The sequence below is a fragment of the Streptomyces sp. NPDC043685 genome, from assembly GCF_056436585.1.
In genome coordinates this window covers 773,451-787,875 of record NZ_JBWKCH010000002.1, presented here as the reverse complement: position 1 = coordinate 787,875, position 14,425 = coordinate 773,451, and the positions used below count along the sequence as shown (strand labels likewise).

The following is a 14,425-nucleotide window of genomic DNA, read 5'->3' as shown; positions in this document are numbered from 1 at the left end:
GGGGGAGGGAAGCCCAGCCGAGCCAAGGGTTCGGAAAGCGGATGGCGTCTCAGTCCAACTCCTGGCCTCAGGTCGGCTGCTCCGTGGAACGCGCGCTGTACGGCCGCTCGCGCCGCGATCCGCACAGTTCGCCGTTCATCTCCCGCACCAGGTCGGCCAGATCGGCCGGCCGGTCCGGTCCCCACCAGTCGCCGAGCAATTCGGCGAGCGACTCCTCGCGGGCCGCGGCCAGCCGGCCGGCGACCTCGCGTCCCTGCTCGGTCAGGACCATGTCGACGCCCCGGCGCACGGCGAGGCGGCGCTCCTCGGCCTGCCGCGCGGCCTCCATGACGACCGTCAGGGGCACGGGCATGGTGTCGGCGAGCACGGCCGGCTCCACCGAGCCGAAGCGCCGCATCCGCAGCAGCAGCCAGCTCGTCGCGGGCAGCAGGTCGTAGCCCGCCCGGGCGGTGATCCTCCGGTAGATCTCGCGGCGCCCCGCTCGGGTGCCCAGCACCGACAGCGCGCGGCACACCTCGTCGTGGGAGGACCGCTCGACGGGGTTGCTGGCCAGGGTCTCGGTGACGTCGGGCGCGGTGACCGAGGCGCGCAGCCGGTCCTCCTTGAGGAACCAGGCCAGCACGAACCCGAGGAGCGCGACCGGGGCGGCGTACAGGAAGACGTCCGTGATGGAGACGGCGTAGGCGTGCAGGGCCGGCGGGCGCAGGCCGGGTGGCAGGGCGGCGATGCCGCGCGGGTCGGCCTCCAGTGTGTCCACGGAGACACCGGCCGGCAGACGCGTGCCCGTGAAGGCGTCCGTGAGCCGGTCGCCGAGCCGCCCCGCGAAGACCGTGCCGAAGACGGCGACTCCGAACGAGGCGCCGATCGAGCGGAAGAACGTCGCACCGGAGGTGGCCACGCCCAGGTCCTCGTAGCCGACGGCGTTCTGCACGATGAGCACGAGGACCTGCATGACCAGGCCGAGCCCCAGCCCGAAGACGAAGAAGCAGCCGCTCAACTCGGCGGTGGAGCTGTGCTCGTCGAGCCGGTGCAGCAGGAGCAGCCCGAGCGTGGTGATGCCGGTGCCGGCGATCGGGAACACCTTCCAGCGCCCGGTGCGGCTGACGATCTGGCCGGAGGCGGTCGAGGCCAGCAGCAGCCCCAGCACCATCGGCAGCATGTGCACACCGGACATGGTCGGGCTGACGCCCTGCACGACCTGGAGGAAGGTCGGCAGGTAGGTCATGGCGCCGAACATCGCGAACCCGACGACGAAGCTGATCACGGCCGACAGGGTGAAGGTGCGCACCCGGAACAGCTTCAGCGGCAGCACGGGCTCGGCGGCCCGCCGTTCGACGGCCACGAAGGCGACGGCGAGGGCCACGCCCAGGACCGCCAGGCCGGCGATCCGCCAGGAACCCCACGGCCAGGTCGTCCCGCCGAGCGAGGCGACCAGCACCAGGCAGGTGGCGACGGCGGCGATGAGGAAGGTGCCGAGGTAGTCGATGACGTGCCGGCGTGCCGTGCGCGGGATGTGCAGGACGGTCGCGATCACGGCGAGCGCGACGACGCCGACCGGCAGGTTGACGTAGAACACCCAGCGCCAGCTCAGATGCTGGGTGAACAGCCCGCCCAGCAGCGGTCCGAGGACACTGGTCGCGCCGAAGACGGCACCGAACAGCCCCTGGTAGCGGCCGCGTTCACGCGGAGGCACCAGGTCGCCGACGATCGCCATCGACAGCACGATCAGCCCGCCGCCGCCGAGTCCCTGAAGGGCCCGGAACGCGATCAGCTGCCCCATGTCCTGGGCCGTGCCGCACAGCGCGGACCCGATCAGGAAGATCACGATCGCGGTCTGGAACAGCCTCTTGCGCCCGTACTGGTCGCCGAGCTTGCCCCACAGGGGGGTGGCGGCGGTGGCGGCCAGCAGATACGCGGTGACCACCCAGGACAGGTGATCGAGACCGCCGAGATCGCTGACGATGGTGGGCAGCGCGGTCGACACGATGGTCTGGTCCAGGGCGGCCAGCAGCATGCCGAGGAGCAGGGCACCGATGGAGACCATGACGTTCCCCGGCACCCGCTCCCGAGCCGCGGCGTTCTGGGGCGACAGTGTGGCGGCGTTCGCGTCCCCGGCCATATGACCTCCCGAGCTCCTGTGACATTTTCCATCGTGACCGCTGTGACCTGTTATGGCCCGCCGGGCCCTTTTGGAAGCCGTGGTTCCGGGGGCTCGTCGACCGCGCTGTGGAGAAGATCTGGATAATCTCTGGAGTTCGCGAGGGGAGGGAGGAACGCGTGGAACCGCTGAACGGCCACCCGTGCCCGGAGTGCGGCGCACCCGGACAGCGGGACAACACCCCCGCCTGCGCCTGCACCCACCGCGCCGCGGAGGCCCTGCGCGACGCCCGTACGGCCCAGGCAGCGGCGGCGGAGGACTTCGACCCCCTGCGGATCCGCCCGTACGTGGAGATCGACGGCGGCGCTCCCGGGGGCACGCCGGAGAACGGCCCGTCCCCGGCCCCCGGCTCGGCACAGGCATCCGCGCGGGACACAGGCCCGGCGGACGCGGCGCGCGCTCAGGGCGCCGGGCCCGCAGCGCAGGGCAGTGCGGCGGCGGCGCACGACAACGCCTCTCCGCCGCGCCGGGGCACTTCACAGACCCCCGCGGACGCCCCCGGTGAGCCGGGCGCCGTCACCGCCTCCCCGCACACCGGCGCTCCCGGGCGCGCCGCCCTTCCAGGTCTCCCCGCCGACGCCACCACGCCCCTGCCGCCGGTGGGCCCGGTGGACCCGGACGCGACCGCCGTGCTGCCCGCCGCCGCACCGGCCACCGCGGCGCTTCCGACGCCCCTGCCCCCTGCCGCGACCGAGCCGAGCGTCACGGACCTGCGGGTGTTCGACGGCGCCGGGGGCGCGGCCTCGGGTCCCGCGGAGGGCGGACGGTCCGGCAGACGCCGGCCGCGTCGGCGCGGCACCCTCCTGGTCGCCGCCGCCGGGGCGTGTGCCGCCGTCGTCGCCGCCGCCGGTTACGCGAGCGGGCTGTTCTCCTACGAGAGCCCGTCCCGGGACACCGCCCTGCCGGACGACATCCGGGCGAGTGTGCCGGACGCCCCGTCGAGCAGCGCGGCGTCCGCACCGGCGCGGGGCAGCGCGTCGGCGGCTCCGCCGGGACCGGCCGCCCCGGCCCCGTCGCCCTCCCGCAGCACGAGCCCGTCCGCCTCCCCGTCGCCGTCCGCGCCGAGCGCCTCGGCGAGTCCGTCCGGGTCGCCCTCCCCGTCGGCGCCGCGGACGTCCGCCCCCGCGACCGGCTCCGGTCAGACGCCCCCCGACAGCAGCCGCCAGAAGACCGGCCCCACCGTCCTGCGCCTGGGCGACCGCGGCCCGGAGGTCACCGAACTCCAGCTCCGGCTGCGCCAGTTGTACCTGTACGACGACGACACCGACGGCACCTTCGACGACCGGCTCGAGGAGGCGGTCCGCACCTACCAGTGGTCGCGCGGCATCCAGGTGGACGACCTCGGCGTCTACGACCGGGAGACCAGGGCGAAGCTGGAGTCGGAAACCCGGGAGCCGTGACCGGCCCGGTCGTGGGACGGTGACGCCGCGGTCCCTCAGGTGATCGTGCCCAACGGCGGCTCGAGTTCGGGCAGGTCAAGGATCGTCCGGCGCCTGCGAGAGGTCCCGCCCGGCCCGTGGCGCTGACGTCGTCCTCTGTGGCCCGGCGTCCCGGCAGCGGTGGGCGAAGTCCTGTCCGGGCTCGCCGTGCCGTGGGGCGGCGTCCGGTGCGACGGCGATATCGCCGCGGCACGCGAGATCGCCCGGGGCGGCCGGGTGCGCGGCACGGCCGCGTCCCGGGCCCGGATCGTGCACGAGGGCCTGAGCTACGACGTCGGGGTGGACACGACACACACCGATCCCCGGACTGCGCACGCACGCGCCATCGTCACCCACGTCACGCGGCCGCCGCCCGGGTGCGCCGGGAACGGACCGGGTCAGCCGTGGTTCACCCGATGTGCAGGCGGATCGTCCCGTCCGCCGCGGCCTCCACGCGCACCGCCGTCAGGTCCTCCACCACGACGTCCGGCTCGTGGAACGCGGCCCGGGGCCCGACTCCGACGACCGTCATCCCGGCGGCGCGCCCCGCCGCGATCCCCGCGCCGGAGTCCTCGAACACCACACACCGCGCGGGATCCACCCCGAGCTCGGCGGCGCCCTTGAGGAAGCCCTCGGGGTCGGGCTTGCTCGCCCCGACGGACTCGGCGGTCACCCGGACCTCGGGCGACTCCAGACCGGCCGCGGCCATCCGCGCCGTCGACAGCGGCACGTCCGCGGAGGTCACCAGCGCGTGCGGCAGCCCCCGCAGCGAGGCCAGGAACTCCGGCGCGCCGGGGATCGCGACGACACCGTCCGTGTCGGCCGTCTCCTCGGCGAGCATGCGCGCGTTGTCGGCGTGGTTCTGCTCCATCGGCCGGTCGGGCAGCAGCAGCGCCATGGAGGCGTAGCCCTGCCGGCCGTGGACGACCTTCATGACCTCGTCCCCGTCGAGTCCGTGGCGCTCGGCCCAGCGCCGCCAGACGCGTTCGACCGAGGCGTCGGAGTTGACGAGGGTGCCGTCCATGTCCAGCAGGAGGGCGCGGGCGGTGAGCACGGCGGTGGCCGTCATCGGCAGCTCCAAGGCTCGTGGCGCGTTCCAGCGCGGGAGAGGGCGGACGACGGATCGCGCCCGTCACGCCCCCGGGAGGGACAAGGCGGCCCCGCCCGCCGGTCAGGGAAAACGGGCGGAGGCCACTTTGTTCCCCCACGGTACAAAACAAGGCCGCCCTCGCGCCAGGGGACCCCCGCGAACGTTCACCCACTGTTCGCCTCGCCCGGCTCAGCCGGTCACGGCCTCCCAGAGGCTCCAGATCCCGAGCCCCAACATCACCAGCGCCGCGATCTGGGTGATCAGCCGCAGCGGCACCTTCTTCATCAGGGCCTTTCCGCCGACGATGCCGAGCCCGGCCACGGCCCACAGCGCGAGCACCGCGCCCAGGCCGACGGAGAGCGGGTCGTCGTAGCGGGCGGCCAGGTTCGCCGTCATGATCTGCGTGAGATCGCCGAACTCGGCGACGAGGATGAGCATGAAACCGGCGCCCGAGACCTTCCAGAACGACTGGTTCTCCGGCTTGCGGACCTCTTCCTCGTCCTCACCCTTCTTCAGCAGCAGCACCGCGGCACCGCCCAGGAAGAGCACGCCCGTGAGGGCCTGCACGATCTGCTGCGGCAGCAGCGTCAGCACACTGCCGGCCGCGACGGCGAGCGCGACGTGCAGGGCGAACGCGGCGGCGACCCCGGCGAAGACGTAGGAGGCGCGGTAGCGGGTGCCGAGGACGAGACCGGCGAGGGCGGTCTTGTCCGGCAGTTCTGCGAGGAAGACGACGCCGAAGACGACGGCCGTCACGGTCAGGCTGATCAAGGGTTCCTCAATCGGTCGGGGCCGCCCCACCGAGAGTGCTGCGCCTTCACACACGACACCTCGGCACGGCAGCACACTCGGCGCCCGCGCCTGAGGGCACGGGCGTGCACTGCTTTGCCGAAGGTCTCGCTGGCAGGTCCCTGGAAGAACCAGGACACCGGCCTCCGGGCGCCGGCTCAGACGAGCTGAGCAGTATGTCGACGGTCCGGCGAAGAGCTACTCCCCTTCTGCGCCGTCCATGGTACGCGACGCCTCCGGCGTGAGAACTTTCCGCCGAAGCCTTGTCATGTCATGGACGCGTCACTAACTTCTCACCGGGCGCACACCTGTGCGCAACACGGCACCGCGAGCATTCCCCTCGCTCGCAAGCCAACACCCCCCTCTCCTCAGGGAGTTCGCATGCCCAGGTTCTACGCGCGTCGACGGCTCAGCCTGGCCGCGGCCGCCACCGCGCTCATATCGGCCGCCACCCTGTTCAACGCCCCCACGGCCTCCGCCGCCCTGCCCACCCCCGTGAGCGGCGCCACCGCACGGTCCTACCTCGCCACGCTCACCGTGGCGGCCGAGAACCGCACCGGCTACAACCGCGACCTCTTCCCGCACTGGATCACCCAGTCCGGCACCTGCAACACCCGCGAGGTCGTCCTCAAGCGCGACGGCACCGACGTCCAGCAGGACTCCTCCTGCGCCGCGACCAGCGGCAGCTGGTACTCCCCCTACGACGGCGCCACCTGGACGGCCGCCTCCGACCTCGACATCGACCACCTGGTCCCGCTGGCCGAGGCCTGGGACTCGGGCGCCGGCTCCTGGACGACCTCCCGCCGCCAGTCGTTCGCCAACGACCTCACCCGCCCTCAGCTGATCGCGGTCACCGACAACGTCAACCAGGCCAAGGGCGACCAGGACCCGGCCACCTGGATGCCCTCCCGGACGGCGTACCGCTGCACCTACGTCCGCGCCTGGGTGCAGGTGAAGTACTACTACGGCCTCTCGGTCGACCCGGCCGAGAAGTCCGCGCTGACGAACCACCTCGCGAGCTGCTGACACGCTGATACGTGCCGGGACCTCCCCGCCGACCTCCGTCGTTCCGTACCGTACGGGGCGACGGAGAGGGGAACGACATGAGCACACTGCGCCTCGGACCGCTGCTGAGGTACACCGACGGCTCGTCCGCGACCGTGTGGGTCGAGACGAGTCGTCCGTGCTCCGCCGAGGTGCGCTGCGCCGACGGCGCCGGCGGCACCGCCCGCAGCTTCCAGATCGCGGGCCACCACTACGCGCTGGTCCCGGTGACCGGCCTCACCGCCGGTACGACCACCACCTACGAGGTGTTCCTCGACGGCACCCGGGTGTGGCCGCTGCCCGGCTCCCCCTTCCCGCCCTCGGCCATCCACGCGCCGGCTCCGGACGCCGACCTCCGCGTCGCCTTCGGCTCCTGCCGCTGGGCCTCTCCCCCGGCCGGCGGGGACGACCCCGTCGGCCCGGACGCCCTGGACGGCCTCGCCACCCGCCTCGCGGCCGACCCGGAGGGCGCGCGACCGCACGTCCTGCTGCTGCTCGGCGACCAGGTGTACGCCGACGAGACCTCCGACGCCACGCAACGCTGGCTGGCGGGCCGCCGCGACCTGAAGGAGGAACCGGGCAGCGGGGTCGCCAACTACGAGGAGTACACGCACCTCTACTACGAATCCTGGCTCGACCCGCGCATCCGCTGGCTGCTGTCCACCGTGCCCAGCTTCATGATCTTCGACGACCACGACGTCATCGACGACTGGAACACCTCCGCCGCCTGGCTCGCCGACATGCGCTCCACCGGCTGGTGGCAGGAGCGGCTGCTGAGCGGCCTGATGTCGTACTGGGTCCACCAGCACCTCGGGAACCTCTCCCTGGAGGAACTCGCGGCCGACCCGGTGTACGCGGCGGTCCGCGAGGCCGCCGACGGCACCGACGTGCTGCGCACCTTCGCGGCCCGGGCCGACGCCGACGCGGCCACGGTCCGCTGGAGTTACCGGCGTGACTTCGGGCGCGTCCGCCTGGTGATGGTCGACAGCCGGGCCGCCCGGGTCCTCGCCGAGGACGAGCGCGCGATGCTCGACCCGGGCGAGGAGGCCTGGCTGCGCGAGCAGGTGCGGGACACCCCGGAGTCCTACGACCACCTCCTCATCGGCACCTCGCTGCCCTGGCTGCTGCCGCATCTGGTGCATGACGCCGAGGGGTGGAACGCGGCGCTGTGCGGCGGTGAACGGGGCGCGCGCTGGGCCCGGTTCGGGGAGAAGGTGCGGCGCGCCGCCGACCTGGAGCACTGGTCGGCGTTCCCGGAGTCCTTCGCGGGGCTGGCGGAGCTGATCGCCGAGGCCGGCTCGGGGCGGCACGCGCCGGCGACGGTGTGCGTGCTGTCCGGGGACGTGCATCACGCCTACATCGCGGAGCCCTCGTGGCCGGGCCGGGACCCGGACGCCCGGGTGGTGCAGCTCGTCTGCTCCCCGGTCCACAACTCGGTCCCCCTGTCGATGCGCCTGGCATTCCGCATCGGCTGGAGTTCGATGGCCCGGGGCATCGGCCGCGGCCTGGCCCGGCACGGCCGCCTGCCGAAGCCGCCGGTCAGCTGGCGCAAGACCGGCGGCCCCTGGTTCGGCAACCAGCTCATGACGCTGACCATGCGCGGCCGTTCGGCCCGGCTGCGTCTGGAGCAGGCCGAGGCCCGGCGGGGAACGGGTCCCGGCCTGACGACGGTCCTGGACCGCGAACTCGCCCCATGAACCCGTCCGTTGCGCCATGATCTCCGCCGCTGCGCTCCGTGACGGCCGGTGATGCCGGTGGGGCGTCTCTTCGCGCCCTGTCGGCTGATGATTCGTCAAGAAGTTGGACACACAGGGCGGTTGCCCATGCGAAGTGCCGACAGAAGGCGTGCGCTCGGCGAGCGCCTCCGGAGCCCGGCCAGGGGTGAATTCGGTCACGCTTTCGGACGGGGATACGGCCGTGAAAGCGCTTCCACGTGCGGCTGAAGCGGAAAACACCCGGCCGTCAAGGGCAAAGCAGTGGCCAAATGTTGAACTTGCAAGCATCAATTAGGCGCACCTAACGTGGGTTACTCCGCGGTATCCGTCCCCGACCGGCCTCCCCAAGGCCGGCCAACCGAAGGAGAGACCCCCCACATGACCGCTCGCCTCAACGGCGCCCAGCCGTACGCGCTCGGACTGTTCCGGATCGTCATCGGCCTGCTCTTCGCCTGCCACGGCGCCGTCGCGCTCTTCGGCGTCCTCGGCGGCGTGGACGGCAAGGGCGGCACCGCCGCGACCGGCGCCTGGCCGAACTGGTACGCGGCCGTCATCGAGCTCGTCGGCGGCATCCTGGTGCTGCTGGGTCTCGGCACCCGCATCGCGGCGTTCATCTCCTCCGGCGCGATGGCCTACGCCTACTTCAAGGTCCACCAGCCCGAGGGCCTGTGGCCGATCGAGAACAACGGCGAGGGCGCGGCCATGTACTGCTGGGCCATGTTCCTGCTGATCTTCACCGGCTCCGGCGCGTTCGGCGTGGACCGGCTGCTGGCCAAGCGCACCTCGGCGCAGGAGCGGCACTCCACCGGCCAGACCCCGGTGGCGGCCTGAACCACCCGGCCGGACACACCGACGGCGGCGCTTTCCCCACGGGGGAGGCGCCGTTCCCGTCCGTAGCGGTATGAAGTGTCCGTAGCGGCGTGAGGGGTCTGGAGCGGCGTGAGGGATCGAGGAGCGGCGCGAAGTGCCCGAAACGGCATGAAGGAGAGCACCATGGGGCGAGTCGCGACGAGGTGAACACTCCGCACCGAACGTATGAGCCCCCCGTGAACCGCCCGTCACCTCCCAGGGCGTACGCTCTATGGCTGTCATGGCCACTCCTGCCGCTCCCCCCGCGCCATCGCGGCACGGTCTGGCCCACGGGGGATACACGGGGAGTCGCGGTGCTGGAGCAAGTGGGGCTGCTGGTCGCCGGCCCATGGATCTACGCGGCGGTGTCCCTGTCCGTCCTGCTCGACGTGTTCCTGCCCGTGCTGCCCAGCGGCGTTCTGGTGATCACGGCGGCCACGGCGGCGGCAGCGGGCACCGCGACCGATGTGCCCGACATCCTCGCCCTGACCCTCTGCGCGGCCACCGCCTCCGTCCTGGGCGACCTGGCGGCCTACCGCCTCGCCTGGCGCGGCGGCGCCCGGCTGGACCGGGCGATCTCCCGTTCCCGCCGTCTGACCGCGGCGCAGGAAAGCCTCGGAGCGGCCCTGGCTCGCGGCGGAGGCGCCCTGGTCGTCCTCGCCCGTTTCGCCCCCGCCGGCCGCTCGGTGGTCTCCCTCGGCGCGGGCGCCGCCCGCCGCCGCGCCCGCGACTTCCTGCCCTGGTCGGCCCTGGCCGGTCTCACCTGGGCCACGTACAGCGTCGCCCTCGGCTACTTCGGCGCGCACTGGCTGGGCGCGAGCTGGCTGGCGGCGGCGGTGTCGGTGGGGGCACTGTTCGGCGCGGGGGCGGGAGCGGCGTACGTGATGCGGCGCGAGCCGCGGACGTCGTAGCCCGAACCCTCCGACCCACCACCACGACCACTCCGAGACCGGGAAGCGGCTGAGACCTTGACCACCACAGCGCCGCGAGAAGCCTCGCGAACCCGACGGATCCTGCTCGCCGCGCGACGGAGCCCCCGGGCGACGCTGTGGATCACGGCGGGCGTGATCACTCTCGGGTTCCTCGTCGCGCTCCAGATCGTCGCGCACCGCCTCGGCGTACCGGGGCCGATCACCGCGCAGGTCCGCGAGGTGATCCACGCCCCCAAGTCCGGGTTCCTGCTGTACGCCAGCCTGGCGCTGACGATGGTGGTGCTCACCTGGCGGCAGCGGCTCATCGCCCTGGGTGCCGCCCTCGGCATCGACGTCGTGTTCCTGCTGGCGCGGTGGGCGACCGGCACCTACCCCGACGAGGGGCACCCGTTCGGCAACGGCGCGCTGTGGGTGATCCTGGGCTGTGCGGTGGTCGCCCTCACCCGCCGCACCGGTCCGGAACGCATTCTGATGCTGAAGGGCGTGGGGCTCGGACTGCTGCTGGTGACCGGCCGCAAGACCGGTGACACCTGGCTGCTGATCACGTCGAAGACCCGCCCGGTCACGCTCGACCCGTACGTCGCCATGGCCGATCACGCGCTGGGCAACCCGTCCTGGCTGGCGGGCCGGCTGCTCAGGGCGAGCGGCCCGGTCGGCGAGCACGCCCTCGACTACGTTTACGCCCAGCTCGCGGTGGCCGCGGTCTGCGTGGCGCTGTACCAGCTGCGCAACGTGGCGGCCGAACAGCGCTTCCCGCGCCACCACCTGGTGCGCACCTTCCTGCTGATCGGCCTGCTCGGACCGGCCTTCTACATGATCTACCCCGTGGTCGGGCCGATGTTCGCCTACGGCCCCGAGGGCGGGCACTGGGCGGCGGCGAACCTGTGGCCGGACACCCTGCCGCCGATCACCACCCCCTACGATCTGCCGTTCGACGAGATCACCCCGCGCAACTGCATGCCCAGCCTGCACACGGCGTGGGCCACCACGATCTTCATCCACTCCCGCAAGGGGCCGCGCGCACTGCGCCTGGCCGGCACGTTCTGGCTGATCGCCACCCTCGCCGCGACCCTGGGCTTCGGCTGGCACTACGGCGTGGACCTGATCGCGGGCGTGGTGTTCGCGTACACCGTCGAGGCGGGGCTGCGCACCTACGACCGCGGCTGGGACCGCGCGGGGACACAGCTGATCGCCTACGGGACAGTCGTCTTCGCGGCGCTGCTGGCGTCCTACCGCTTCCTGCCGCTGGAGATGGCCGCCCGTCCGTGGCTGTCCGGCCCCCTCCTGCTGCTGGCGATGGCCTCGGTCGTCTACGCCTACCGGCGGACCACCGGGCTGTGGGAGGCGAAGGCCGCGCCCGCGCCGCAGCCGGAACCGCAGCCCGAACCGGCAATCTGAGCCCCGGGCCCGGCCGGAAGGGCTTCAGCCGGCCTTGCGGGCCGCGGCCCCGCGGACCTCCAGCCCGTCCAGCAACTCGGCCGTGGCCTGCGCGACGGCCTCCACGGCGCGGTCGAACACCTCCTGGTTGTGGGCGGCGGGGGCGCGGAATCCCGACACCTTCCGCACGTACTGCAGGGCGGCAGCGCGCACGTCCTCCTCGGTGGCCTCTTCGGGCAGGGCGGGCGGACGCAGCGTCTTGATACTCCGGCACATGCCCCCAGTCTCACCCGTGCGGCCCCCGTACGGCAGCGGTTCCTGCCATGATCGCTGCCAGGCGGCCACCGACCCGGGGCCGACCGACGAGAGGAACACCTCGTGACGAACGCACTCAGCGTGGCCGTCCTGGGCCCCGGCGGTGTGGGCGGCCTGCTCGCCGCCCTGCTCGCCCGGGCCGGCCACCGCGTGATCTGCCTGTCCGGCGAACGGACCGCCGAAGCCCTGCGCACCGACGGCATCCAGGTCCGCAGCACCCTCTTCGGTGACTTCACGGCACGCGTCGAGGCCGGCACCGCCCTCCGGAAGCCGGTCGACGCCTGCCTGATCACCGTCAAGCACACCGCCCTGGACGCCGCTCTGGCGCGGGTCCCCGCCGCGGTGGCGGCCGACGGCCTGCTCGTGCCGTTCCTGAACGGTGTCGAACACCCGGCGGCCCTGCGCGCCCGCTACCGGTCCGACCGCGTGGCCCCGGCCGTCATCCGCGTCGAGTCGACCCGACTCGCGCCGGGCGTCATCGACCACGGCAGCCCCTTCGCGGAGATCGACCTGACCGGTACCGGCGTGCCCCGCCCGCGCCTCGACGCCCTCGCCGAGACCTTCGCCGCGGCCGGTCCGGCCACGCGCGTGCTGGAGGACGAGACGGCGGCCCTGTGGGCGAAGATGTCGTTCCTGGCACCCTTCGCCCTGCTGACCACCCGCTACCGTCTGCCTCTCGGTGACGTCCGCACCCGCCACCGCGAGGAGCTGGCGGCCCTGGTCGAGGAGACCGCCGCGATCAGCCGCGCGTGCGGCGGACCGGCCGACCCGGCCCAGGCGCTGGCCCGCTACGACGCCTTCCCGCCGTCGGCGAAGTCCTCGATGCAGCGTGACGCCGAGGCCGGCCGGCCCCTCGAACTGGACGCCATCGGCGGCGCGTTGCTGCGGGCGGCCGAGCGGCACGGGGTTCCGGCTCCGACGGTGGAGCGGGTGGTGAGCGAGCTACGCCCGTTCGCATGAACCACAGGAAGGAACTCGCCTGCTAAATTCGAACAGGCGTATCATTGGGTCGTGGCTACGACCTATGACTTTCCGAGTGACCTCCTGGCCGGTCAGGAGGAACTCCATCAGGTCCGGGCCGAGCTCTCGGCCCTGCTGAAGCGGCTTCCCTGGTCGGTGGAGCCGCTGGACGGGTTCAGTGACGACAACGGCTGGCGCAAGGTGGAGCGCCCGGCCTCCCCCGGCTGGAGCTCCGACGAACAGGCCGAGGTGGAAAAGCTCCGGCGGCGCGAGCACGAACTCGCGGTGTTCGTCAGCACCCACCGCTACTGGTCCGAACTCACCGGCCCCGAGCGGGTGGCGGCCCGCTCGGAGCTGAAGCACGCGCACGCGGTTCCGCCGCAGGGCAGCGGCGGAACCGCGTGACGCCTCACCCTCGGATCAGCTCTTGTCCCGGCTTCCGCCGTCGCCGAGGAGCCTGTTCATCTCGCCGATCTCGGCGCTCTGGCCGGTGATGATGTCACCGGCCATGGCCTTGGCGGGGGCGTAGCGGCCCTCGGCCCGCTCGGTGCGGGCCATCTGCACGGCGCCCTCGTGGTGCTCGACCATCAGGGTCAGGAACCGGACGTCGAAGGCCTTGCCCGTCAGCCGCTCCAGCGCGGCCATGTCCTGCTCGCCCATCATGCCGGGCATCCCGGAGTGTCCCGGGCCGGAGTGGTCCATGCCGCCTCCCGTGGACGCGGGGACTTTTTCGCCCCAGGTCTTCAGCCAGCCGGTCATGGTCCGGATCTCCGGGTCCTGCGCCTTCTCGATGCGGCCGGCGAGGTCCTTGACCGTCCCGGACGAGGCCCGGTCGCCGGCCAGCCGGGCCATCTCCAGGGCCTGCCGGTGGTGCGGGATCATGCCCTGCGCGAAGGTGACGTCCTGGGCGTTGTGGGCGCCGGTGGGGCTGTGGCTCGCGGCGTCGCCGTGGTGGGCACCCCCGGCGGCACGGTCGGCGCCGTCACCGCCGCAGGCGACGAGGACGACGGCCGAAACACCCACGGCCGCCACCAGGGCGGCGCGGCGCGCCAGGGTACGCATGCTGCTGCTCATGTGTGGACTCCTGCTTCTGCACTGTTGCGAGGAACGGTCGATCTACACGCGGCACCACGACGCGACCGGTCGGTGCCGGCCGGCGTGGTGCGTGGTGTCTAGATCCGCAGAAGTTGGAGTTCGGCGAGGGTAGGCGGGGCGCGGGCACCCTCCGTATCCGCGACCGCGTTCACCCGTACGGCGGTCTCCCGCGCACCCCCGGGCACCGGGTCGGCGACCGGCGGGGAGAGCACGGGCCCACCGCTCACGGCGCCCGAGGCACAGGTCGCGTCCGCGTGCTGCGCGTGCCCGTCGCCATGGTCTCCGCAGGGCATGACATGGGCCCGGTGCGGGTGGGCCGCGTCCGACTGCGGCGCGGGCGGGTGGTCCTGGAGGGCGTCCGCGTGCCGCACGGGCGGGTGAGCCGGGAGGGCGTCCGCATGCCGTGCGTGCGCCTGCCCGGGCAGGCCGCCACCGGGAGCCAGCCCGTGCATGCCCAGCAGACCCGCCAACAGCCCCAGGACGCACAGCACATGCCAACGCCGCACGGCGGGTCGCGGGCGGCGCTGCTCGGGGCTGTTCACGCGACCATCGTAGAGCCCGGCGCCGGTCGCGCCGCTGCCGGTCCGGGCTTCAAGGCGGTCCTGTTGCTCGCACCGAGCACGCTGAACGGCTTTGAGATCAGGGTGAACGGATGGCTGGGGTTGGCAGGGGCAGCGGTCACG

The 14,425-nt window shown here is 73.0% G+C and carries 15 protein-coding genes and 1 pseudogene; 10 read left to right on the top strand and 6 right to left on the bottom strand.

The genetic code is table 11. The features are described from left to right. Nucleotides 1-67 precede the first annotated feature (67 nt). Nucleotides 68-2,119, bottom strand: a complete 2,052-nt coding sequence (locus AC0665_RS08280; protein WP_478602538.1) for an MDR family MFS transporter — start codon at nucleotides 2,117-2,119, stop codon at nucleotides 68-70. Between the two features lie 158 nt (nucleotides 2,120-2,277). Here AC0665_RS08280 and AC0665_RS08275 point away from each other — a divergent pair, with 158 nt between their 5' ends. The 3 genes and pseudogenes from AC0665_RS08275 to AC0665_RS08265 form a co-directional block, all read left to right on the top strand. Further along, nucleotides 2,278-3,558 (top strand): peptidoglycan-binding protein, encoded by a 1,281-nt coding sequence (locus tag AC0665_RS08275; RefSeq protein ID WP_478602536.1) that lies wholly within the window; start codon nucleotides 2,278-2,280, stop codon nucleotides 3,556-3,558. 39 nt (nucleotides 3,559-3,597) lie between these two features. Further along, nucleotides 3,598-3,684 (top strand): phosphotransferase-like protein, encoded by an 87-nt coding sequence (locus AC0665_RS08270; protein WP_478602814.1) that lies wholly within the window; start codon nucleotides 3,598-3,600, stop codon nucleotides 3,682-3,684. A gap of 33 nt (nucleotides 3,685-3,717) precedes the next feature. Beyond that, nucleotides 3,718-3,876: pseudogene (locus tag AC0665_RS08265) on the top strand (phosphotransferase-like protein); the annotation flags it as partial. 109 nt (nucleotides 3,877-3,985) lie between these two features. On the opposite strand, the gene AC0665_RS08260 reads toward AC0665_RS08265, so the two are convergent. Then, nucleotides 3,986-4,645: an HAD-IA family hydrolase gene (locus tag AC0665_RS08260; protein WP_366053036.1), complete on the bottom strand. Its 660-nt coding sequence runs from the start codon at nucleotides 4,643-4,645 to the stop codon at nucleotides 3,986-3,988. Nucleotides 4,646-4,855: 210 nt separating this feature from the next. Next, a complete protein-coding gene (locus AC0665_RS08255) occupies nucleotides 4,856-5,437 on the bottom strand; it encodes a TMEM165/GDT1 family protein (RefSeq protein ID WP_363120692.1) in 582 nt (193 codons plus the stop codon). A gap of 399 nt (nucleotides 5,438-5,836) precedes the next feature. On the opposite strand from AC0665_RS08255, the gene AC0665_RS08250 reads away from it, so the two are divergent. From AC0665_RS08250 to AC0665_RS08230, 5 genes are all read left to right on the top strand, one after another. Beyond that, the gene (locus AC0665_RS08250; RefSeq protein ID WP_468638114.1) at nucleotides 5,837-6,481 is read left to right on the top strand and encodes an HNH endonuclease family protein; all 645 of its coding nucleotides are present in this window, start codon (nucleotides 5,837-5,839) and stop codon (nucleotides 6,479-6,481) included. Nucleotides 6,482-6,558: 77 nt separating this feature from the next. Continuing rightward, a complete protein-coding gene (locus AC0665_RS08245) occupies nucleotides 6,559-8,196 on the top strand; it encodes an alkaline phosphatase D family protein (protein ID WP_478602532.1) in 1,638 nt (545 codons plus the stop codon). Nucleotides 8,197-8,592: 396 nt separating this feature from the next. Further along, complete coding sequence (locus tag AC0665_RS08240; protein ID WP_468413376.1) at nucleotides 8,593-9,045, top strand: DoxX family protein; 453 nt, start codon at nucleotides 8,593-8,595, stop codon at nucleotides 9,043-9,045. Nucleotides 9,046-9,380: 335 nt separating this feature from the next. After that, nucleotides 9,381-9,974, top strand: a complete 594-nt coding sequence (locus AC0665_RS08235) for a DedA family protein (RefSeq protein WP_468413701.1) — start codon at nucleotides 9,381-9,383, stop codon at nucleotides 9,972-9,974. A gap of 153 nt (nucleotides 9,975-10,127) precedes the next feature. Then, nucleotides 10,128-11,393: a phosphatase PAP2 family protein gene (locus tag AC0665_RS08230; protein WP_478704633.1), complete on the top strand. Its 1,266-nt coding sequence runs from the start codon at nucleotides 10,128-10,130 to the stop codon at nucleotides 11,391-11,393. A gap of 24 nt (nucleotides 11,394-11,417) precedes the next feature. On the opposite strand, the gene AC0665_RS08225 is transcribed toward AC0665_RS08230, so the two are convergent. Beyond that, on the bottom strand, nucleotides 11,418-11,648 hold the full coding sequence (locus AC0665_RS08225) for a DUF2277 domain-containing protein (protein ID WP_363120687.1): 231 nt from the start codon (nucleotides 11,646-11,648) through the stop codon (nucleotides 11,418-11,420). A 102-nt stretch (nucleotides 11,649-11,750) separates the two neighbouring features. Between AC0665_RS08225 and AC0665_RS08220 the strand changes: the two genes are divergently transcribed. Together AC0665_RS08220 and AC0665_RS08215 are read left to right on the top strand one after the other, a co-directional pair. After that, the gene (locus tag AC0665_RS08220) at nucleotides 11,751-12,647 is read left to right on the top strand and encodes a ketopantoate reductase family protein (RefSeq protein ID WP_478704632.1); all 897 of its coding nucleotides are present in this window, start codon (nucleotides 11,751-11,753) and stop codon (nucleotides 12,645-12,647) included. Between the two features lie 51 nt (nucleotides 12,648-12,698). Beyond that, entirely contained in the window at nucleotides 12,699-13,052 is a 354-nt protein-coding gene (locus tag AC0665_RS08215) for a hypothetical protein (protein WP_468638117.1), read from the top strand. 15 nt (nucleotides 13,053-13,067) lie between these two features. On the opposite strand, the gene AC0665_RS08210 is transcribed toward AC0665_RS08215, so the two are convergent. Next, nucleotides 13,068-13,721, bottom strand: a complete 654-nt coding sequence (locus AC0665_RS08210; protein ID WP_478602526.1) for a DUF305 domain-containing protein — start codon at nucleotides 13,719-13,721, stop codon at nucleotides 13,068-13,070. 98 nt (nucleotides 13,722-13,819) lie between these two features. Continuing rightward, a complete protein-coding gene (locus AC0665_RS08205) occupies nucleotides 13,820-14,284 on the bottom strand; it encodes a DUF6153 family protein (RefSeq protein ID WP_478704631.1) in 465 nt (154 codons plus the stop codon). Nucleotides 14,285-14,425: the final 141 nt, after the last annotated feature.